The sequence below is a fragment of the Pseudomonas sp. S10E 269 genome, assembly GCF_002798465.1.
In the GTDB taxonomy this organism is placed as follows: Bacteria; Pseudomonadota; Gammaproteobacteria; order Pseudomonadales; family Pseudomonadaceae; genus Aquipseudomonas; species Aquipseudomonas pergaminensis.
In genome coordinates this window covers 4,117,641-4,138,137 of record NZ_PHIJ01000001.1, presented here as the reverse complement: position 1 = coordinate 4,138,137, position 20,497 = coordinate 4,117,641, and the positions used below count along the sequence as shown (strand labels likewise).

The window sequence follows — 20,497 nt, the reverse complement described above, 5'->3', positions numbered from 1 at the left end:
ACCCACTACCCTCAGCCGTTGGGCCCTACTGTCGCGACGATAGTCACTTGCTTGTTGTCAGGAATTTCCTGATAAGCCAAAACGTGCAAATTCGGTACTGCCAAGCGTCCAAACCGCGACAACATCGCCCTGACCGGGCCGGCCACCAGCAGTATCACCGGCTGGCCCTGCATTTCCTGGCGCTGTGCGGCGTCAATCAACGAACGCTGCAGTTTCTCAGCCATGCTTGGCTCCAGCAGAACGCCCTCTTCCTGGCCTTGTCCTGCCTTCTGAATACTATTGAGCAATATTTGTTCCAACCTTGGTTCCAAGGTGATCACAGGCAGCTCGGAGTCAAGCCCTACAATGCTTTGGACGATTGCACGCGACAATCCGACGCGCACCGCAGCCACCAGGGCGGCAGTATCTTGACTCTTGGCGGCATTGTTGGCGATGGCCTCGGCAATGCTGCGAATGTCGCGTACCGGCACCTGTTCGGCCAGCAGCGCCTGCAACACCTTGAGCAATTGCGACAGCGACAGGATGCCCGGCACCAGTTCTTCGGCGAGTTTTGGCGAAGCTTTGCCGAGCAAACCCATCAATTGCTGGACTTCCTCGTGGCCGATCAGCTCGTGGGAGTGCTTGTACAGGATCTGGTTGAGGTGGGTGGCGACCACCGTGCTGGCGTCCACCACGGTGTAACCCAGGGACTGTGCCTGGCTGCGCTGGCTGATTTCGATCCATACCGCGTCCAGGCCAAAAGCCGGATCTTTGGCGGTGATGCCGTTGAGGCTGCCGAACACCTGCCCCGGGTTGATCGCCAGTTCGCGGTCCGGGTAGATCTCGGCTTCGGCCAGGATCACGCCCATCAGGGTCAGGCGGTAGGCGCTCGGGGCCAGGTCGAGGTTGTCGCGGATATGCACCGTGGGCATCAAGAAGCCCAGGTCCTGGGACAGTTTCTTGCGCACGCCCTTGATCCGCGCGAGCAATTGGCCGCCCTGGTTGCGGTCCACCAGCGGGATGAGGCGGTAGCCGACTTCCAGGCCGATCATGTCGATCGGGGTCACGTCGTCCCAGCCCAGCTCCTTGGTTTCCTGGGCGCGGGCCGGGGATGGCAGCAGTTCCTGCTGACGCGCGATCTCTTGCTGGGCCTGGACCTTGACCGCATTCTGCTTTTTCCAGAACAGGTAGGCACCGCCAGCCGCCATGGCCGCCATGCTCAGGAACGACACGTGAGGCATGCCCGGCACGATCCCCATGATCGCCATGATGCCTGCCGCCACGGCCAGGGCCTTGGGCGAGGCAAACATCTGCCGGCTGATCTGCTTGCCCATGTCTTCGGAGCCCGACGCACGGGTCACCATGATCGCCGCAGCTGTGGATAACAACAGTGATGGCAATTGCGCCACTAAACCGTCACCGATGGTCAGCAACGCGTACACCTTGCCCGCATCGCCGAAGGTCATGCCGTGCTGGAAGATCCCCACGGCCATGCCGCCGATAAGGTTGATGAACAGAATGAGCAGGCCGGCGATGGCGTCACCGCGCACAAATTTGCTGGCACCGTCCATGGAACCGTAGAACTCAGCTTCCTGGGCGACTTCCAGGCGACGGGATTTGGCTTGGTTCTGGTCGATCAGGCCGGCGTTGAGGTCGGCGTCGATGGCCATCTGTTTGCCGGGCATCGCGTCGAGGGTAAAACGCGCGCTCACTTCGGAGATGCGCCCGGCGCCTTTGGTGACCACCACAAAGTTGATGATCATCAGGATCGCGAACACCACGATACCGACCACGTAGTTACCGCCGATCACCACCTCACCGAAGGCCTGGATCACCTTACCGGCGGCGGCGTGGCCGTCCTGGCCGTGCAGCATGACCACACGGGTCGACGCTACGTTGAGCGCCAGGCGCAGCAGGGTCGCCACCAGCAGAATCGTCGGGAATACCGCAAAATCCAAGGGCCGCAGGGCGTACACGCAGACCAGCAACACCACCACAGACAGGGCAATATTGAAGGTAAAGAACACGTCGAGCAGGAACGGCGGCATCGGCAACATCATCATTGCCAGCATCACCAGCAACAACAACGGCACACCCAGATTGCCTCGCGAGAGGTCAGTCAGGGTGCTGCGGGCGTTGCCGAGCATTTGAGAGCGATCCACCACCGGTATTCCTCGTGTCCTTTGAAGCAAAGTTTTGACGCAATTGGGCGTCTTGCAGGCGGTATTGCAAGAAGCCTTCCAACTTTTGCTCTAAGGGTCAGATCGCTCTCAGGGGCATTGCCTTGAAACCATCGGTGAGGACGAAACTACAAGGGTTTGACGTTATCGGCCTGGGGGCCTTTTGGGCCTTCAACGATGTCGTACTCGACTTTCTTGCCTTCTTCGAGGGTTCTGAAGCCATCGGTTTTTATTGCGGAATGGTGGACAAATACATCTGCGCTTCCATCGTCCGACGAAATAAAACCAAACCCCTTCTCCGCGCTAAACCACTTCACTGTACCTGTTGCCATTACCTTTCTCCCGGCCGCTCGCTCGATGCCCCCTATGGACATCGCGAGATGAGCTTGATATTGAACGCATAAACCCCTTTGGGCCGCTGGATCCTCGAGAACTGCACGTGCAGGCCATTCTTCAGCCAGCCCCCGGCTGAACTGAGAAGGTCAACACGTACAGGCTCATCCTCGCCATCCAGTGCAATCAAGCCTTCACCGGTTTTTCGACTATAAGATTTGATCGTGCCGGTTAGCGCTTCCATCACCGCTCCTCCGCACCGTTCAGGCATGCAGCGTGTAGCGCTATGGAACCGCGAGCTGGCGATACTGGCTACTGTTAACGTTGACAGGTAGAGCGACTTGGCGACGAACGGTATTCGCATCCCCGCCTTCCCCAAAACATGAGGGCGCATAGATCGTGTTAGACAAATGCGCCCTCATTTACCGCCGCATAAAATAGGCTTCAATATATTGACTACACAGACACTATCAACAACCCAGCATATTCAGCTTGATAGAAATAATCTGCTCCTCCAATGTCATCTCCTGCCCCTCATGCATTTTTTCAATGACATCCATCTCCCGACGAGTAAGCAAACCTTCATGGGTTAATATTGTTTCCAAGTCTTCTGTTTCAACCGGCACTGTTTGCGCTGTGAACTCAGTCGGGTCCATGGTCAGATATTTTTCCAGTTGACGCTCAATCACGGCAAACTTCTCAACCGCCCTTCGCTCCTCCGCTGTACGTGGATGACGCCCGTCGAGAAATTGGTACAGCCGTTGATCCTCGGGCGTAATCGTGGCTTTGGCTGTCTCCAGCACCTGCCCCATAACACTCTTATGGGCCTTAACCTCAGATCTGCCATCCACCACTACAACCGGTTTTTCCGAGACATTCTGTGCGACGGAAGCACCAGGCATAAAGCCCTTGAGAAAACTCGCAAGCGTTTGTGCGAGCTGATGAAACAAATCACTCAAAGACTGAACGACTGGATTACTCAATGGCTGATTCGTCATCTCACCCACCCAATTGGTGCCAACAACCGGCTGTGTGTATGAACGCTTCATCACATGACCGTCGCGATCACCGGGCGCCAAAGCAACCGCTTTATATAAATGTTTCTCCCTTCCAAATCTATCACCACACTGTTCTTCACGATGATGGGCAGGCATAGATAAGTGCCGAGATGCAATATCCATTATTCATAGTCCCTCAGAGAGCGATTCATTGAGTGTTTCATTTAAAAAAACACAGCATAAGATGCAGCCCTGATTGAGTGGGATAATCCCCCTCCAAGTTCCGACCCATAAAATTCAAGAAATTACATACAACGAATAAACGCCCCAATCACCGACCCACAACAGCAGCATTAAAAGAAACCCACACTATCGAGTCTGACTGAACAGATAGAAACTTCCCACCCGCCGGCTTGCCGGCAAAAAACCAAGGGCGTCGCGTTCAGCCTGTCTGCCTGCGTATTGTTAACGACCATCGCTGGCAAGCCAGTTCCTACAGCAGGTGGGTCTGCCGTTCGTCGTAAACTGTGCTTGACCTGTTAACCTTGACAGTAGGCACAGGGCGCTTCCCGATGTTCATTACACGCTATGCACTTCGCGCATGTAGTAAACGAGATGCAGGGAGAGCGGGATTGAAGGTGAGTAGAGGTATTGTTAAATCCTATGAATTGACCCGTGGTGAGTGGTTGATTGCGTTGGACGACGGAGAAGAAATCGTCTTCATCGATTGGAGCGACTGGCAATGGGCTGCGCTGTCGATTGGTGAGCCGATAATATTTCAAATGGTCCATAAACCCCAGGGCGTTTATGCGCTTCCCATTCGTGCGCATAACGATACCGAGACGGGTCCAGAGGTGTAAAGGAGAGCGGCAATGGCAACAGGCACAGTGAAGTGGTTTAGCGCGGAGAAGGGGTTTGGTTTTATTAAGCCGGATGATGGGGGTGAGGACGTTTATGTCCATTTCTCGGCAATTATGTCAGATGGGTTCAAAAGCCTTAATGAAGGCCAAAGAGTAGAATTTGACATAGTAAAAGCACAAAAAACTCTTCAGGCGAAGAATATACGACCTATTTAAAGGTTCAAATGTGGAGCGGGCTTTCAGTCGCTAGATGGCTCGCTGATATTAACCACATCAGGCTCGTTAGGTCTTGACCCCCAATAGAAATACCCACCGGTATTCCCATCAAGCAATAGTTGGAAGGCGTCTTGCAACACCGCCTGCAAGACGCCCAACAGCGTCAAACCTTTGCTTCATGCATTGAGGTTCGACACCGCCCCCGGATTAAGTATCGCGGCGCAGTTCCGGGGGAATGGGTAGGTCTTTGAGCGGGTCCGGGCGCTTACCCTTGCCCGCGCGGTACTGGCGAATCTGATAAACGTACGCCAACACCTGCGCGACGGCCAGATAGAGCCCGGCGGGGATCTCCTGGTCGAGGTCGGTGGAATAGAAAATCGACCGCGCCAGTTCCGGCGATTCCAGCAGCAGGATGTCATTGGCCACCGCGATCTCGCGGATCTTCAACGCGGTAAAGTCGCTGCCCTTGGCCAACAGCATCGGCGCGCCGCCCTTCTCCGGGTCGTATTTGAGCGCCACGGCGTAGTGGGTCGGGTTGGTGATGACCACGTCGGCGTCGGGCACCGAGGCCATCATCTTGCGCTGGGACATTTCCCGCTGCAGTTGGCGAATGCGCTGCTTGACCTCGGGGCGGCCCTCTTGGTCCTTGTGCTCGTCGCGCACTTCCTGCTTGGTCATCAGCAGTTTCTTGTGGCTTTCCCACAGCTGGATCGGGGCATCCACGGCGGCGATGATGATCAGCCCGGCGGCCATCCACAGCGCGCTCCAGCCCACCACCTGCACGCTATGGATGATCGCTGACTCCAACGGTTCATGGGCGATGCGCAGCAGGTCGTCGATGTCGGACGACAACACCATCAGCGCCACAAACAGAATCAGGATGAATTTGGCCAATGCCTTGAGCAACTCCACCAAGGCCTTGGTGGAAAACATGCGCTTGAGCCCGGCAGCCGGGTTCATGCGGCTGAACTTGGGCGCCATGCTGCTGGCAGCGAACAGCCAGCCACCCAGGGCGACCGGGCCGATCAGCGCGGCCAGCAGCAAGGTGATGAGGATCGGTTGCACCGCCAGGATCGCGATCTTGCCCGAGTGCAGCAGGTACTGGCCCATGGCATCAGGGTTGAGCAGCACCTCGCGGGGCAAGGCGAAGTTATGCTTCATCAACTCCATCAAGTCCAGCGCCAGCCCGCCGCCATAGATCAACAAGGCGCCGGCACCGGCCATCATGGTGGCGACGGTATTGAGCTCTTTGGAGCGCGCAATCTCGCCCTTTTCCCTGGAGTCCTTTTTACGTTTCTCCGTGGGGTCTTCTGTCTTGTCCTGACCACTCTCGCTCTCGGCCATGGCTCAGCGCGCCCGTGCCAGGTCACGTAAAAACTGCAAGGCGTCGGTCGCCAGCGGTTGATACTGATTGAGAATGTCGGCCAGGCCGACCCAGAAAATCCCCATGCCCAACACCAGGGTCAATGGGAAACCAATCGAGAAAATGTTCAGTTGCGGCGCTGCACGGGTCATGACGCCAAAGGCGATGTTGACCACCAGCAACGCGGTGATCGCCGGCAGCACCAGCAACAGCGAAGCCCCCAGCACCCAGCCGAGGCGCCCCACCACTTCCCAGAAGTGATTGACCACCAACCCCGAGCCCACCGGCAAGGTGGTGAAGCTTTCGGTCATCACTTCGAAGGCCACCAGATGGCCGTTCATGGCCAGGAACAGCAAGGTCACCAGCATGGTCAGGAATTGCCCGATCACCGCCGCCGACACACCGTTGGTAGGGTCGACCATGGACGCGAAGCCCATACCCATCTGGATCGAGATGATTTGCCCGGCAATCACAAACGCCTGGAAAAACAGTGAGAGGGAAAACCCCATCAGCGCGCCGATCAGGATCTGCTCGGCAATCAGCAGCAATGCACTCAGATCGATCGCGTTCACCGCCGGCATCGGCGGCAACCCAGGCACGATCACCACGGTGATCGCCACCGCAAAGTACAGGCGTATCCGGCGTGGCACCAGGGTCGTGCCGAACACCGGCATGGCCATCAACATCGCTGTCACCCGGAACAGCGGCAGGATGAAGGACGCCACCCAGGTGCTGATCTGGGTGTCGGTCAATGCCAGCAAGGACTGCATCGGGTCAGCCGATCAACTGCGGAATACTGCCGTACAACTGCAGGATGTATTCCATGAAGGTCTGCACCAGCCACGGGCCAGCCACGATCAGGGTGACCAGCATCACCAGCAGGCGCGGCAGGAAGCTCAAGGTCTGTTCGTTGATCTGGGTCGCGGCTTGGAACATCGCCACCAGCAAGCCCACCAACAGGCTTGGCACCACCAGCACGGCGACCATCACGGTGGTCAGCCACAGCGCTTCACGGAACAGGTCGACGGCGACTTCTGGCGTCATTGCGCTATACCCCGCCGAAACTGCCGGCCAGGGTGCCGATAATCAGCGCCCAACCGTCCACCAGCACAAACAGCATGATCTTGAACGGCAACGAGATGATCAACGGTGACAGCATCATCATACCCATGGCCATCAACACGCTCGCCACCACCAGGTCGATGATCAGGAACGGGATAAAGATCATGAAGCCGATCTGGAACGCGGTTTTCAATTCGGAGGTGACGAACGCCGGCACCAGGATAGTCAGTGGCGCCTGGTCCGGGGTGGCGATGTCGGTGCGCTTGGACAAGCGCATGAACAGCTCAAGGTCGCTGGAACGGGTCTGCGACAGCATGAAATCCTTGATCGGGCCCTGGGCCTTGTCGATCGCGTCCTGGGCGGTCATTTTCTCCGCCAGGTAGGGTTGCAGGGCTTGCTGGTTCACCTTGTCGAACACCGGCGCCATGATGAACAGCGTCAGGAACAAGGCCATGCCGGTGAGGATCTGGTTCGACGGCGTCTGCTGCAGGCCCAGGGCCTGGCGCAGGATCGAGAACACGATAATGATCCGCGTGAAGCTGGTCATCAGCATGACGAACGCCGGGATAAAACTCAGCGCGGTCATGATCAGCAGGATCTGCAGGCTGACCGAATACTCCTGCGCACCCGCCGCGTTGGTCCCCAGCGTAATCGCCGGGATCGACAACGGGTCGGCGCCGAACGCCAATGGCGCCGCCAGCAGCAGCATGAGCGTCAATAAAACGCGCATTACTTCTTATCCTTCTGATCCTTGCCCAGCAACTCCATCAGGCGCTGGGCGAATTCTGGCGTGGCGGACTGGCTCTGATCCACGCTCACCGGGGTCTTGAGCACATGCAGCGGGGTGATGCGGCCAGGGGTGATGCCGAGCAGGATCTGCTCCTCGCCCACTTGCACCAGCACCAGTCGATCACGCGGACCGAGGGCGCGGGCGCCGATCATCTCGATCACCTGGCCGTTGCCCGGGCCCACGCGCTGCACGCGGCGCATCAGCCAGGCCAGCGCAAAGATCAAACCCACCACCAGCAACAGGCCCAGTACCAGCTGGGTCAGTTGCCCGCCGATGCCGCTGCTCACCACCGGCGCTGCCGTCGCAGCCGCTTGCGCGACCGGCTCAGCCGCGAGGGCGCTCAATGGCAGCGCCAGAAACAGTCCCGCCATCGAATACTTCATATCAGCGCAACTTCTTGATGCGTTCGCTCGGGCTGATCACGTCGGTCAGGCGGATGCCGAACTTCTCGTTGACCACCACCACTTCGCCGTGGGCGATCAGGGTACCGTTGACCAGCACGTCCAGCGGCTCACCGGCCAGGCGGTCCAGCTCGATCACCGAACCCTGGTTGAGTTGCAGCAGGTTGCGGATGTTGATTTCGGTGCTGCCCACTTCCATGGAAATCGACACCGGGATGTCGAGGATCACATCCAGGTTCGGGCCGTCGAGGGTCACCGGGTCGTTGTTTTTCGGCACGCTGCCGAATTCTTCCATCGGCAGGCGGTTGCCGGCCGGCGCGGTGGCGGCGTCAGCGGCCAACAGCGCATCGATATCGTCCTGGCCAACATCGCCGGTTTCTTCCAGGGCTGCCGCCCATTCGTCAGCCAGTGCCTGGTCTTCGGCGGAAGTGTTTTCGTGTTCGGTAGCCATTACATGTCCTCGGCGGAGCAGAAATTAATGTGGATCAGCGACGGTTGATCGGTTCAATCACTTGCAACGCCAGGTTGCCTTTGTGAGAGCCGAGCTTGACCTTGAACGACGGCACGCCGTTGGCGCGCATGATCATTTCTTCCGGCAGTTCGACGGGAATCACATCCCCCGGCTGCATGTGCAAAATATCGCGCAAACGCAACTGACGACGGGCCACGGTGGCGCTCAGGGGCACGTCGACGTCCAGCAGATCTTCGCGCAGGGCCTTGACCCAGCGTTCGTCCTGGTCGTCCAGGTCGGACTGGAAACCGGCGTCGAGCATCTCGCGCACCGGTTCGATCATCGAGTACGGCATGGTCACGTGCAGGTCGCCACCACCGCCATCGAGTTCGATGTGGAAGGTCGACACCACAATGGCCTCGCTGGGGCCGACGATGTTGGCCATGGCCGGGTTCACTTCCGAGTTGATGTACTCGAAATTGACTTCCATGATCGCCTGCCAGGCTTCCTTCAAGTCGATGAAGGCCTGCTCCAGCACCATGCGCACCACGCGCAGCTCGGTCGGGGTGAATTCACGCCCTTCGATCTTGGCGTGGCGGCCGTCGCCACCAAAGAAGTTGTCCACCAGCTTGAACACCAGCTTGGCGTCGAGGATGAACAGCGCGGTGCCGCGCAGCGGCTTGATCTTGACCAGGTTAAGGCTGGTGGGCACGTACAGCGAGTGCACGTACTCGCCGAACTTCATCACCTGCACGCCGCCTACCGCAACGTCCGCCGAGCGGCGCAGCATGTTGAACATGCTGATCCGGGTGTAGCGGGCAAAACGCTCATTGATCATCTCCAGGGTCGGCATGCGTCCACGGACGATACGATCCTGGCTGGTGAGGTCATAACTTTTGACGCTGCCGGGCTCGGCAGCCATTTCGGTCTGTACCAGACCATCGTCGACGCCATGCAGCAGCGCGTCGATTTCATCCTGGGACAGCAGGTCTTGCACGGCCATGTCGTGATCCTACTGCAATACGAAGTTAGTGAAGAGCGCCTGCTCGACCACGACTTTGCCGAGTTCCTTCTGGGCCACTTCCTGCACGCTGGCCGTGACCTTCTGGCGCAGCATTTCCTGGCCCACCGGGGTGGCGAGTGTGTCGAAGCTCTGGCTGGAGAACAGCATCACCAGGTTGTTGCGGATCACTGGCATGTGCACCTTGAGGGCGTCCAGGTCCGACGCGTTGCGGGCCAGCAAGGTGATGCTCACTTGCAGGTAGCGCTGACGACCGTTCTGATTGAAGTTGGCGACAAAGGCCGGGAGCATCGGCTCGAAGATTGCCGGTTGCTTGACGTTAGTGGCGGTTTCGGCGGCGGGTGCCGGTTTGCTTGCACTGCTGTGCATGATGTACCAGGTGCCACCCACCGACGCGCCGATGGCCAGGAGCAGGCCCAGGACTATCAGCAGGATAAGCTTGAGCTTACCTTTGCCTGCGGGTGCTTTTGCTGCGTCGTCGCTCTTCGCCATGCCAATAATCCGTCACTATTCGGGGATTCATAGATCTACGGAATGGCAAGAGCAAGTGTTATGCCAGAGTTGTCTGGCAGATTGGGAAGAACACCCTGCAATCTGCCTTGCAACTGATCCCTGTGGGAGCGGGCTTGCTCGCGAAAGCGCTAGGTCAGCGATAGAAGTGCTGACTGATCCACCGCATTCGCGAGCAAGCCCGCCCCCACATCTGGGCCTGTGCAAGGCTTGAATCAGGCGTAGTAGTCGACCGCGCTGGAACCGATCACGGTTGAGGTCACGGGCGTCACCGCTTCAGCTACATCAATATGATTGCCGCTGTCGCCATTATCACCGCCACGCCCGCCGCTGCTGCTCACGCCACGGGTCTGGGCCTGTTGTTGCTGCTGTTCCTGGCCACGGGACTGGTCGGAGACGTTGACGTCCACCTGGCCCATGCCCTGCTGGGCGAACATCTCCCGCAGGCGGCCGGATTGGCTTTCCAACGCTTCACGCACCACCGGGTGGGCGCTCATGAAATTGACCTGGGCCTGTTGGTCGGCGGTCATGTTGACCTTGATATCCAAGCGACCGAGTTCAGCCGGCTGCAACTGGATCTCGGCCGACTTGAGGTTGGCGCTGGACAGGTACATCACACGGTTGACGATTTCGTCGGTCCAGCCGCTCTGGTGCATGGCCAACGGCGCATTGGTCACCGGCGGCAAGGCATTGGCGGTTTTCGGCGTGGCCGCTTGCGTCAACGCGGCCAGGCGGTTGGCGAAGTCATCGACACGGGTGTCGCTGCTGGCATTCTTCAGGTCCTTGAGGCCGTCGTCGATCAGCCCGCTGAAGGCCTTGTCGCCGCCCTGGTCGGTGCTGTCCTTGGTGGCTTGTTGGTCAACCATATTGGCGAGGCCAGCGGCGAAGTTCTGCGCGGCGGTCGGCTGATCCTGGGTCGGTGCCGGCGCGGTTTTGGCCGAGGCCTGGCTGCTGGCCGACACGTGGCCACCCTGCTCCATCGCCAGGCGCACGGTCGGCATGGCGTCGAGGGGATCGGCCTCCGGATCGAAGGCCGGCTTGGCCTCCTCGGTCGCGGCAACCGGCGCTGCCACCACCGGCTGGGTTTTGTCGTCCTTGGCGGTGGTGACAGGCGCTGGGGTTTCAACCGGCACTGGCACGGCCACCGGGGTGACGGTGGCAATCAGTGCCGGATCGACCACCGGGTCTGTCGGGGGCTGCTGTACCAGGGATGGGTCGGCAGGCGCGTCGTCGTCCTTGCTGGCACTGTCGTCGGTCTTGGCCGGCGGCTTGGCAGGCAAGGTATTGCCGCTATCGGCAACCGCTGGCGTGCTGGCGGCAGGTTTGTCGCTGCTTGCCGCTGGCTTGGCACTGGCGTCGGAAGACTTGCCGGCGGTGGGCTTGGGCGAATTGTCGTCGGCCTTGGCCGTGGGTTTGGAAGCCTGGTTGGCGAACACTTGAGCGAAGCCAGGGCCCTTGTCCCGTGGGTCCGCAGCCACTGCCGGTGGGTTGGCGGCGGGCGCTTGAGGCTTGGCCGCGGGGGCAGCCTGAAGGAGCGAATTAGGGGCGACTGGCATAGGTAAAGGTCTCCACTGCATGGGGGTCGGGGATGCAGTATTGGGAGGTAGAGCAAGAGTCGGGCCAGGTTTCGGGTTGTGGTGTGTATATCCGTTATTTGGGTAGCAGCGGGTATTGGTTCCGCCCTTACGGCGGGTCACTTTTGAAAAGAGCCCAAAAGTAACCAAAAGGCTCTTGCCCCAACACTCGGTACCTCGCCTAGGCTCGGTATGCCCGTAATCCGACAGCGATTTGGGGGGCCGCCGCCACGCGCCATCCATGGCGCGGGGCGGCTAAACCGGCATCCCTGCCGGTTTACCCCCCAAATCCCTGCCGAATTCCGGCCAGCGTGTTTGACGGGGCGCCTCAAATCAAGATCAAAAGCAAGAGCACAGCGGCCTGACAGCCGGCTTGAGTGGTGTGAAGCAAAGGCAAAAGCCAACGCGGTCCTGTAGGAGCCGGCTTGCCGGCGATGGTCTTCAACGATGACGCGGGGGAACCTGACAAAACGCGGCGTCCTCACGTTTTTCGCCGGCAAGCCGGCTCCTACAATGGACCGCGTATCCACGATGCGAAGCGAGTCGCTTTTGATCTTGATCTGAGGCGCCCCGTCAAACACGCTGGCCGAACGCAGGCTTTGGAGCGTGGGTAACCCGGCAGGACGCCGGGTTAGCCGCGCTGGGCCAAGGATGGCCCATCGCGGCGGCCCACGCTCCAAAGCCGGAGTGAGGGCACACCGAGCCTAAGCGAGGTGCCGAGTGTTGGGGCAAGAGCGTTTTGCTTACTTTTGCGCTTTTCAAAAGTGAGCCGCCGTAAGGGCGGAACCAATACCCGCCGTTACCTAAATACCGGATATGTACTCAATCAGATCTGAAACCGCTGCCGCTCCGTCTCATACAACGGCTTCACCAACGCAAACTCCCGATCAATCTGATCCACCAATGCCCTCAAATCCCTAACCTCAGCCCCAACGGACTCAACCTCCAACCGCTGACACAACTGCGCCAACCTCACCGCCCCAAGGTTCCCACTGCTCCCCTTGAAGCTATGCGCAATGCGCCCCAACGCCTTCGCATCATCCCTGGCCTTGCGCAACGCTTCGACGCGCTTCTGGGAATCATCGAGAAAGGTATCAAGCAACTTGGGATACTCGCCTTCCATGACTTCCTGCAGACCCGACAACACCTCCGGGTCCAGATGTAGATCAACCACTTGCTCGCTCCTTGATCAAGAATCGGCGGATTATGCCAGAGCCTCCCAGCAAAACTCCACGCAGACACTGCGCCCGCCATCAGACCAGCGTACATCGCTGCTCAACTGACGCACCAGGCTCAAACCCCGGCCAGACAGACGGTCAATATCCAGCGGCCGCGCCAGCACCTGTTCCACGTCAAAACCAGGCCCGCTGTCCTCGACGCGCAGGGTCATGCGGCCGCCCGCCGCGGTCGGCAGCACTTGCACATGCACGCGTATGTAGCCGCTGTTGAGCTGCGCCAGGCGGTCATTGCGCTGGCGGTAATACTCGGCAAACCCCTGGGCATCGCGCTTGAGCCGCGAATCCAGGCCCAACACCCCGTGTTCCAGGGCATTGGAATACAACTCGGCCATCACGCTGTAGAGCGCCCCGCTCTGCTCCCGCAGGCCATGGATCTCCAGCAACAATTGCAGCAGGTACGGCAATGGGTTGTAACGCTTCAAGGTCTCTGCGCGGAATTCAAAACTCACCGACCAGTCCAGCGGGCACGACTGGCCGCTGTCAGCATACAACGGCCCGCTGGCACGCAGTTGCTGGCCGGCTTGCAGGGTGATCTCCACCATGCTCACGTCATCTCGCGCCTCACCCCGAAACGCCGCCAAGGCCTGTTCAATGTCTTCAAACAGACGATCCGGCTCACGGTTGGCAGCGAATACCTGCTGCAAGCGTTCGGCGCCGAACAGCTGATCATTGGCATCGGCGGTATCCAACACACCATCGGACAGCAGGAACACCCGGTCACCCAACGCCATCGGCCAGACTTCGGTGCGGTCATCAAATGCTTCGGCCGACAACACCCCCAACGGCAAATGCCGCGACGCCAGCGGTGTACGCTTGCCGCTGGCGACTTCATGCACATAGCCTTCGGGCATGCCGCCGTTCCACACTTCCACCACGCGCCGCTGCGTGCTCAGGCACAACAGGGTGGCGCAGCAGAACATGTCCACCGGCAGGATGCGCTTGAGCTTGGCGTTCATCTCGCGCAGGGTCTGCGCCAGGCCGTAACCCTTGGCGGTCATGCCATAGAACACTTCCGCCAGGGGCATGGCGCCCACCGCCGCCGGCAAGCCATGGCCGGTAAAGTCGCCGAGCAGCACGTGCATATCGCCGGACGGTGTGTAGGCGGCCAGCAGCAGGTCGCCGTTGAACAACGCATAGGGCGATTGCAGGTAGCGAATGTTCGGTGCGGCATTGATGCAACCGGAATGCGCGACCTTATCGAATACCGCCTTGGCCACCCGCTGTTCATGCAGAAGGTAGTCATGATGCTTGGCAATCAGGTCGCGCTGCTGCAAGACCGTGGCCTGCAACCGCCGCAGGCGGTCCATGGCGTTGATCTTAGCGGCGAGAATAAGCTGGTTGTAGGGCTTGGGTAAAAAGTCATCGCCGCCCGCATCCAGGCACTGCGCCAGCGCTTCGCTCTCGCGCAGGGAGGTAAGGAAGATCAGCGGCACCAACTCTTCACCCGCCAGTTGCTTGATCCGGCGCGCCGCCTCAAAGCCGTCCATCACCGGCATCAGTGCGTCCATCAACACCAGTTGCGGGCGCTCGCGGATAAACACCTCGACCGCTTCGGCACCATTGGTGGCCGTGAGCACCTGGTGCCCTTGGCGCCGTACGATGGTCGACAGCAACAGCAGGTCGGCGGCGCTGTCTTCGGCGATCAGGATCGTCAGCGGCTCAAGGACCGGGGCCAGGGCGCTCAACTGATGTCGAACAGTTTGTCGAAGTTGGAGATGGCGAGGATCTTGCGCACATCGGGGTTGCTGTTGATCACCTGCACTTCGGCATTATCGCCACCGGCATGGTCACGCAACAGCAGGAGCATACCCAGGGCGGAGCTGTCCATGTAGGTGGCTTCCTTCAAGTCGACGACGTACAACTCAGGCACTTTATAGAAACGCTCGTAAGCATCACGAAACGCTTGATGGCTGCCGAAATCAAACCGGCCCTTGACCGCGATCGTCAACTTCGTCCCATCCGGGGATACTTCCGACTCGACTGACATGCGACTGCTTCCTTGTCTTTGGCAATGAGACAAGGTTTAGCAGGCGAACCCGATCTGAGCAACACCACACATCAACTGTGGGAGCGGGCTTGCTCGCGAATACGGTGTGTCAGTTGATATATCTGTGACTGACCCACCGCATTCGCGAGCACATTTAGAACTGGGACTGGCGTGGGAGGCGCTGGGACAGTTCGTCGAGCAGCTTTTGCTCGCGCTTGTCTTCAAGCGCGCGTGCTTCGTCGATATAACGCTGCACCAATTTGCGCAAACCTTCGACCCGGGCAAACGCCGCTTGCCAGCTCTCGCGGGCTTTATCGAGGTTGTTCTGGTGCCACGCCAGGCTCTGGCGCTGCTGGCCGACAGCCGTTTCCAACTGATTGAGAAAGCCCTGGTAGCCCATCAGCCACTGGCCCGATACGCCTTTGCTGCCGCGCTCGATCCACTGCTGCTGGTACTCGCCCCGGAAACGCTCCAGGTCGCCCAGTTTGCTTTCGGCCAAGCGCACCTGCCCCTGGAAATAACCCAGGCGCTGAACGGCGGTTTTCTCGGCCTTTTCGGCCATGTCCACCACCGGAGCCAGGCGTGCGGCGCGGCTGTTGGCCATGGCTTAGCCGCCCGGCGCGGGGGCGAAGATCGTCTGCAAGTGTGCTTCGCTCTCGCCCATGCTGATCTTGTCGTTGAGGCCCTGGCGCAGGTAGGTCACCAACTGCGGTTGCAGGGCGATGGCCAGGTCGGTGTCGCGATCACCGCCGGCCACGTAGGCGCCAACGCTGATCAAATCGCGGCTCTGTTGGTAGCGTGACCACAGTTGTTTGAAATGCTGGGCGCGGGCCATGTGTTCCGGCGTAACCACCGCCGGCATCACCCGGCTGATGGACGCTTCGATGTCGATGGCCGGGTAGTGCCCTTCTTCCGCCAGGCGCCGTGACAGCACGATGTGGCCGTCGAGCACGCCCCGCGCCGAGTCGGCAATCGGGTCCTGCTGGTCATCGCCTTCGGACAATACCGTGTAGAACGCGGTGATCGAGCCACCACCGGCTTCGGCGTTACCGGCGCGCTCCACCAACTTGGGCAGCTTGGCGAACACCGACGGCGGATACCCCTTGGTGGCCGGCGGTTCGCCGATGGCCAGGGCAATTTCCCGCTGGGCCTGGGCGAAACGCGTGAGCGAGTCCATCAGCAACAGGACGTTCTTGCCCTTGTCGCGGAAATATTCGGCGATGCGCGTGCAGTACATGGCGGCGCGCAAACGCATCAGCGGCGCATCGTCCGCTGGGGATGCAACCACCACCGAGCGCTTGAGGCCTTCTTCGCCGAGACTGTGCTCGATGAATTCCTTCACCTCGCGGCCCCGCTCGCCGATCAGCCCCACCACGATGATGTCGGCCTCGGTAAAGCGGGTCATCATGCCCAGCAACACCGACTTACCCACGCCGGTACCGGCGAACAGGCCCAGACGCTGGCCGCGGCCGACCGTCAATAATCCGTTGATACTGCGAATGCCCACGTCCAGCGGCACGCTGATCGGGTTACGGTTGAGCGGGTTGATGGTAGGGCCATCCATCGGCACCCAGTCCTCGGCCTTCATGCCGCCCTTGCCATCCAGCGCGCGACCGGCACCGTCGAGCACGCGACCAAGCATGCTCATGCCCATTGGCAGGCGGCCGGTGTCAGCCAAGGGCACCACGCGGGCGCCGGGGGCAATGCCCGCCAGGCTGCCCACGGGCATCAGGAAGATCTTGCTGCCGGAGAAGCCCATCACTTCGGCTTCGACCTGCACCGGGTGGTAGCTGTCGTCGTTGATCACCATGCAGCGGCTGCCCATGGCGGCACGCAGGCCTTCGGCTTCGAGGGTCAGGCCAACCATGCGCAGCAAGCGTCCTTCAAGGATCGGCTGGCCGGGCAACTCGGCGGCCTCGGCATAACCGCTCAAGCGCTTGGCGAAGCTGGTGCGATCAAGGCGCATCGGGGGCGTCCAGGTCCACGCTCAGGTCGGGCTCGGCCGGGTTCAACACCTGCTCGTGGGCTTGATCCAGCAACTTGGCCATGATCTGGCTGATGCGGGTTTCCACCGTGGCATCGATGCGGCTGTGTTCGGTTTCGACGCGGCAACCACCGGGCTGCAACGAGGCGTCCTCGACGATGCGCCAGGTTTCTTCGTGGCGCTCGCGCAGGGCTTTGACCTGTTCGAAATCCTGCGGGTTGATGTACAGCCGCACATTGCCGACACCCAGTGGCAGCAGTTTGAGGGCTTCGCGCATGACGCTTTCGATATGGCTGGAGTCCAGCACCAGCTCGCGCTGGATCACCTGCCGGGCGATGTGCTGCACCAGGTCGACCATGGCTTTTTCGATCTGTGAATCCTGCTCGGCGATCGGGTCGAACAACACCCCCATCAAGCGTTCCAGGCTGGCGAGCTTGACGCTCAGCGCCTCCTCCGCTTCCTGGCGCACCTTGAGGGTGGTGCTGCGAAAACCGTCTTTTTCACCCGCCGCGAAGCCCTCGTTGTAGGCCTCCTGGCGGATGGCTTCCAACTCTTCCAGGGTCAGTGGCTGGACTTCATCCAGCGGCACTTCTTCCATCTCCGCCGGAGGCTCTTCAACCGGTTCCGGTTCAGGCTCGGGCAAATGTGGGTCGAAGCTGGGCAACGACCAGATGTCGAACCCACCGACGTCCCGCGCGCGAATCAGATCGCTGGGCGCCTCATCTTTGTTCGACATGAAAGGCGCCTTAGATCATTTCTTCGCCGCCCTTCCCGCCGAGAACGATTTCTCCGGCTTCGGCCATACGGCGGGCAATGGTGAGGATTTCTTTCTGCGCGGTTTCCACGTCGCTGACGCGCACCGGGCCTTTGGCCTCCAGGTCGTCGCGCAACAGTTCCGAGGCACGCTTGGACATGTTCTTGAAGATCTTCTCTTTGACGTTTTCGTCCGAGCCCTTGAGGGCCAGCACCAGCACGTCCGAGGACACTTCGCGCAGCAACGCCTGGATGCCACGGTCGTCGACATCGGAGAGGTTGTTGAACACGAACATGAGGTCTTCGATCTGGCCGGACAGGGTGTCGTCGATCTCGCGGATCGAGTCCATCAACTGGCCTTCGACCGAGCTGTCGAGGAAGTTCATGATGTCGGCCGCGCGCTTGATACCGCCCAGGGTGGTACGCGAGGCATTCGAGTTGCCAGAGAACTGCTTCTCCAGGATCGTGTTGAGTTCTTTAAGCGCCGCCGGTTGCACGGTGTTCAGCGACGACACGCGCAGGATGATATCCAGGCGCACTTTATGGTCGAAGTGGCCGAGCACTTCACCGGCCTGGTCCGGGTCAAGGTAGGCCACCACGATCGCCTGGATCTGCGGGTGTTCGTAGCGGATCACGTCGGCAACGGCACGCGGCTCCATCCATTTCAGGCTGTCGAGGCCGCTGGTGTTGCCACCGAGCAGGATGCGGTCGATCAGGCCGTTGGCTTTGTCTTCGCCCAGGGCCGAGGTGAGCATCTTGCGGATGTAGCTGTCGGAGCCGACGCCCAGGCTGGTCTGGTCGCCGACGATCTCGACGAACTCGCTCATCACCTGCTCGACTTGCTCGCGGTGCACATTGCGCATCTGCGCCATGGCCACGCCCACCCGTTGAACCTCTTTGGGGCCCATGTGGCGCAGCACTTGGGCGGCGTCGGTTTCACCCAGGGACAGCAGCAGGACTGCGGCTTTGTCGACCTTGGTGAGCTTGGCAACAGCGGCTCGATTATCACTCATCTGCGTTGATCCACTCTTTCACGACCTGGGCCACACGGCCCGGGTCTTCTGCCACCAGACTCTTGATTGCATTCAGCTGAGCGTCATAGCCTTCGCTCGGGCTTGGCAACAGGATACTTTGCGGGCCACCGAGGCTGACGCGGTCGTTGGCCAGTTCGCCGTCCAGGCCGCCCATGCCACCCAACTCGACGTCGCCGCCTGCCAGGGCAAGCTGTTTCTTGCCGTTGCCGGTGATGTTGTTGAGCACCGGGCGCAGCACGCCGAACACCAGTACCAGGATAAACAACACACCCAGTACTTGCTTGACGATGTCCCAGAACCACGGCTGCGAGTAGAACGCCGGCTCGGCGATCACTTCGCCACGCTCGGCGGAGAACGGCATATTGATCACGCTGACACTGTCACCACGGCTCGCGTCGAAACCGACGGCGTCCTGCACCAGGCGCGTGAAGCGCGCCAATTCGTCGGCGCTCCAAGGAGCACGGGTGACGGCGCCATCCGCGGCATTGACCTTGACCTGGTCATCCACCACCACCGACACCGACAGGCGATTGACGCGGCCTTGTTGCTGCTTGGTGTGGCTGATGGAACGGTCGAGCTCGAAGTTCTTGGTGGACTGGTTACGCTTGTCCGCCGGGTACGGGGCGAGCATCGGCTGGCCGGTGGCCGGGTCCATGATCTGCTGGCCGTTGGCATCCAGCAGTGGCTGGCCTGGCTGAATCGCGCCAGCGCTGGCGGTAGCGCCACCGGTGGTCTGCGGCGCAGAGGCCGGGGCCGGTGGCTGATTGCTCAATGCGCCTGGCACACCTTGCGGCGGGCCATTGGCGGCGGTGCGTTGTTCGCTGGTGGACTGCTCGCTGCGCAAGGCAGGCTGGTCTGGGTTGAATTGCTCGGAGGTCGACTCTACGGCACTGAAGTCCACGTCTGCGGACACTTCCGCCTTGTAGCGGTCGTTGCCGAGCACCGGTTGCAGAATGTTGTGTACACGCTGGGTAAGCATGCTTTCGACGCGGCGGCTGTAGTCGAACTGCTTGCCGGCCTGGGTCAACGCGGAATTTTCCGCCTGGTCGGACAGCAGGTTGCCCTTCTGGTCCACCACGGTGATCTGCGATTTGCTCAGTTCAGGCACGCTGGTGGCGACCAGGTTGACGATCGCCAGGACCTGGCCAGGCTCCAGGGAGCGGCCCGCAAACAGTTCTACCAAGACCGAGGCACTTGGCTTGCGCTCGTCGCGCACAAACACCGAGCTTTTCGGAATGGCCAGGTGCACGCGGGCACCCTTGACGTTGTTCAGGCTGGAGATGGTGCGTGCCAGTTCGCCTTCCAGGCCACGACGGTAGCGGGTGGCTTCCATGAACTGGCTGGTACCCAGGCCCTGGTCCTTGTCGAGGATCTCAAAACCGATGTTGCTGTCGGACGGGGTTACGCCGGCGGCGGCGAGTTTCATGCGCGCACGGGCCACATCGTCGGCCTTGACCAGCAGCGCCCCGGAGTTGGGCTCTACGGTGTAGGCGATGTCGGCGGCGGCCAGGGTTTCCATGATCTGCTTGGAATCCATGCCCGCCAGGCTGCCATACAGCGGCCGGTAATCGGGTTGCTGCGACCACAGCACCACGGCAAAACCAATCGCCACGCTGGCAGCCAGGCCGACCATCAGGCCCACCTGACGCAACATGGTCATTTCGGAGAGGTTTTCCAGGAACGACAGGCCAAACAGCGGCGGTTTGCCGTCTGCCTTGGCGGGTACGTTGTCCACGACTGCTTCTGCCATGACTTAAATCTCG

23 protein-coding genes are annotated in these 20,497 nt (G+C 60.4%); 2 read left to right on the top strand and 21 right to left on the bottom strand.

Annotated features, from left to right (window positions below; genetic code table 11):
* Nucleotides 1–11: 11 nt before the first annotated feature.
* From flhA to CWC48_RS19300, 4 genes are all read right to left on the bottom strand, one after another.
* Entirely contained in the window at nucleotides 12–2,126 is a 2,115-nt protein-coding gene (gene flhA, locus CWC48_RS19315) for a flagellar biosynthesis protein FlhA (RefSeq protein WP_250883698.1), read from the bottom strand.
* A 161-nt stretch (nucleotides 2,127–2,287) separates the two neighbouring features.
* Complete coding sequence (locus CWC48_RS19310; protein ID WP_078049607.1) at nucleotides 2,288–2,491, bottom strand: cold-shock protein; 204 nt, start codon at nucleotides 2,489–2,491, stop codon at nucleotides 2,288–2,290.
* A gap of 32 nt (nucleotides 2,492–2,523) precedes the next feature.
* A complete protein-coding gene (locus CWC48_RS19305) occupies nucleotides 2,524–2,736 on the bottom strand; it encodes a cold shock domain-containing protein (RefSeq protein ID WP_100492404.1) in 213 nt (70 codons plus the stop codon).
* 226 nt (nucleotides 2,737–2,962) lie between these two features.
* A complete protein-coding gene (locus CWC48_RS19300) occupies nucleotides 2,963–3,673 on the bottom strand; it encodes a hypothetical protein (RefSeq protein ID WP_149873268.1) in 711 nt (236 codons plus the stop codon).
* 389 nt (nucleotides 3,674–4,062) lie between these two features.
* Between CWC48_RS19300 and CWC48_RS19295 the strand changes: the two genes are divergently transcribed.
* Nucleotides 4,063–4,350 carry a hypothetical protein gene (locus CWC48_RS19295; RefSeq protein ID WP_223204473.1) on the top strand — a complete coding sequence of 96 codons (288 nt, stop codon included), beginning with the start codon at nucleotides 4,063–4,065 and terminating at the stop codon, nucleotides 4,348–4,350.
* A 12-nt stretch (nucleotides 4,351–4,362) separates the two neighbouring features.
* Nucleotides 4,363–4,566 carry a cold-shock protein gene (locus CWC48_RS19290; RefSeq protein WP_078049611.1) on the top strand — a complete coding sequence of 68 codons (204 nt, stop codon included), beginning with the start codon at nucleotides 4,363–4,365 and terminating at the stop codon, nucleotides 4,564–4,566.
* Nucleotides 4,567–4,773: 207 nt separating this feature from the next.
* Here CWC48_RS19290 and flhB read toward each other — a convergent pair whose 3' ends face one another.
* From flhB to fliF, 17 genes are all read right to left on the bottom strand, one after another.
* Nucleotides 4,774–5,910: a flagellar biosynthesis protein FlhB gene (gene flhB, locus CWC48_RS19285; RefSeq protein WP_078049612.1), complete on the bottom strand. Its 1,137-nt coding sequence runs from the start codon at nucleotides 5,908–5,910 to the stop codon at nucleotides 4,774–4,776.
* Nucleotides 5,911–5,913: 3 nt separating this feature from the next.
* Nucleotides 5,914–6,699 carry a flagellar biosynthetic protein FliR gene (gene fliR / locus CWC48_RS19280; protein ID WP_078049613.1) on the bottom strand — a complete coding sequence of 262 codons (786 nt, stop codon included), beginning with the start codon at nucleotides 6,697–6,699 and terminating at the stop codon, nucleotides 5,914–5,916.
* 4 nt (nucleotides 6,700–6,703) lie between these two features.
* Nucleotides 6,704–6,973, bottom strand: coding sequence for a flagellar biosynthesis protein FliQ (fliQ, locus tag CWC48_RS19275; RefSeq protein WP_010208761.1), 270 nt, complete (start codon nucleotides 6,971–6,973; stop codon nucleotides 6,704–6,706).
* A gap of 4 nt (nucleotides 6,974–6,977) precedes the next feature.
* Nucleotides 6,978–7,721: a flagellar type III secretion system pore protein FliP gene (gene fliP, locus CWC48_RS19270; RefSeq protein WP_016976565.1), complete on the bottom strand. Its 744-nt coding sequence runs from the start codon at nucleotides 7,719–7,721 to the stop codon at nucleotides 6,978–6,980.
* A complete protein-coding gene (gene fliO, locus CWC48_RS19265; protein WP_078049614.1) occupies nucleotides 7,721–8,164 on the bottom strand; it encodes a flagellar biosynthetic protein FliO in 444 nt (147 codons plus the stop codon). The genes fliP and fliO overlap by 1 nt, the downstream gene beginning before the upstream one ends.
* Nucleotide 8,165: 1 nt before the next feature.
* Nucleotides 8,166–8,633, bottom strand: a complete 468-nt coding sequence (gene fliN, locus CWC48_RS19260) for a flagellar motor switch protein FliN (RefSeq protein WP_033900765.1) — start codon at nucleotides 8,631–8,633, stop codon at nucleotides 8,166–8,168.
* Nucleotides 8,634–8,667: 34 nt separating this feature from the next.
* Entirely contained in the window at nucleotides 8,668–9,636 is a 969-nt protein-coding gene (gene fliM, locus CWC48_RS19255) for a flagellar motor switch protein FliM (RefSeq protein ID WP_017735217.1), read from the bottom strand.
* A 9-nt stretch (nucleotides 9,637–9,645) separates the two neighbouring features.
* On the bottom strand, nucleotides 9,646–10,146 hold the full coding sequence (gene fliL / locus CWC48_RS19250) for a flagellar basal body-associated protein FliL (protein WP_071489823.1): 501 nt from the start codon (nucleotides 10,144–10,146) through the stop codon (nucleotides 9,646–9,648).
* Nucleotides 10,147–10,379: 233 nt separating this feature from the next.
* On the bottom strand, nucleotides 10,380–11,720 hold the full coding sequence (locus CWC48_RS19245; RefSeq protein ID WP_100492402.1) for a flagellar hook-length control protein FliK: 1,341 nt from the start codon (nucleotides 11,718–11,720) through the stop codon (nucleotides 10,380–10,382).
* An 844-nt stretch (nucleotides 11,721–12,564) separates the two neighbouring features.
* A complete protein-coding gene (locus CWC48_RS19235; RefSeq protein ID WP_100492401.1) occupies nucleotides 12,565–12,912 on the bottom strand; it encodes an Hpt domain-containing protein in 348 nt (115 codons plus the stop codon).
* Between the two features lie 30 nt (nucleotides 12,913–12,942).
* On the bottom strand, nucleotides 12,943–14,661 hold the full coding sequence (locus tag CWC48_RS19230; protein ID WP_099493525.1) for a fused response regulator/phosphatase: 1,719 nt from the start codon (nucleotides 14,659–14,661) through the stop codon (nucleotides 12,943–12,945).
* Entirely contained in the window at nucleotides 14,658–14,963 is a 306-nt protein-coding gene (locus CWC48_RS19225; RefSeq protein ID WP_078049618.1) for an STAS domain-containing protein, read from the bottom strand. The genes CWC48_RS19230 and CWC48_RS19225 overlap by 4 nt, the downstream gene beginning before the upstream one ends.
* Before the next feature lie 154 nt (nucleotides 14,964–15,117).
* The gene (fliJ, locus tag CWC48_RS19220; RefSeq protein ID WP_028617325.1) at nucleotides 15,118–15,567 is read right to left on the bottom strand and encodes a flagellar export protein FliJ; all 450 of its coding nucleotides are present in this window, start codon (nucleotides 15,565–15,567) and stop codon (nucleotides 15,118–15,120) included.
* Between the two features lie 3 nt (nucleotides 15,568–15,570).
* Nucleotides 15,571–16,929 (bottom strand): flagellar protein export ATPase FliI, encoded by a 1,359-nt coding sequence (gene fliI, locus CWC48_RS19215; RefSeq protein WP_078049619.1) that lies wholly within the window; start codon nucleotides 16,927–16,929, stop codon nucleotides 15,571–15,573.
* On the bottom strand, nucleotides 16,919–17,683 hold the full coding sequence (fliH, locus tag CWC48_RS19210; protein WP_100492400.1) for a flagellar assembly protein FliH: 765 nt from the start codon (nucleotides 17,681–17,683) through the stop codon (nucleotides 16,919–16,921). The genes fliI and fliH overlap by 11 nt, the downstream gene beginning before the upstream one ends.
* A 10-nt stretch (nucleotides 17,684–17,693) precedes the next feature.
* Nucleotides 17,694–18,713: a flagellar motor switch protein FliG gene (gene fliG / locus CWC48_RS19205; RefSeq protein WP_010208743.1), complete on the bottom strand. Its 1,020-nt coding sequence runs from the start codon at nucleotides 18,711–18,713 to the stop codon at nucleotides 17,694–17,696.
* Nucleotides 18,706–20,484, bottom strand: coding sequence for a flagellar basal-body MS-ring/collar protein FliF (fliF, locus tag CWC48_RS19200; RefSeq protein WP_078049621.1), 1,779 nt, complete (start codon nucleotides 20,482–20,484; stop codon nucleotides 18,706–18,708). The genes fliG and fliF overlap by 8 nt, the downstream gene beginning before the upstream one ends.
* Between the last annotated feature and the right edge of the window lie 13 nt (nucleotides 20,485–20,497).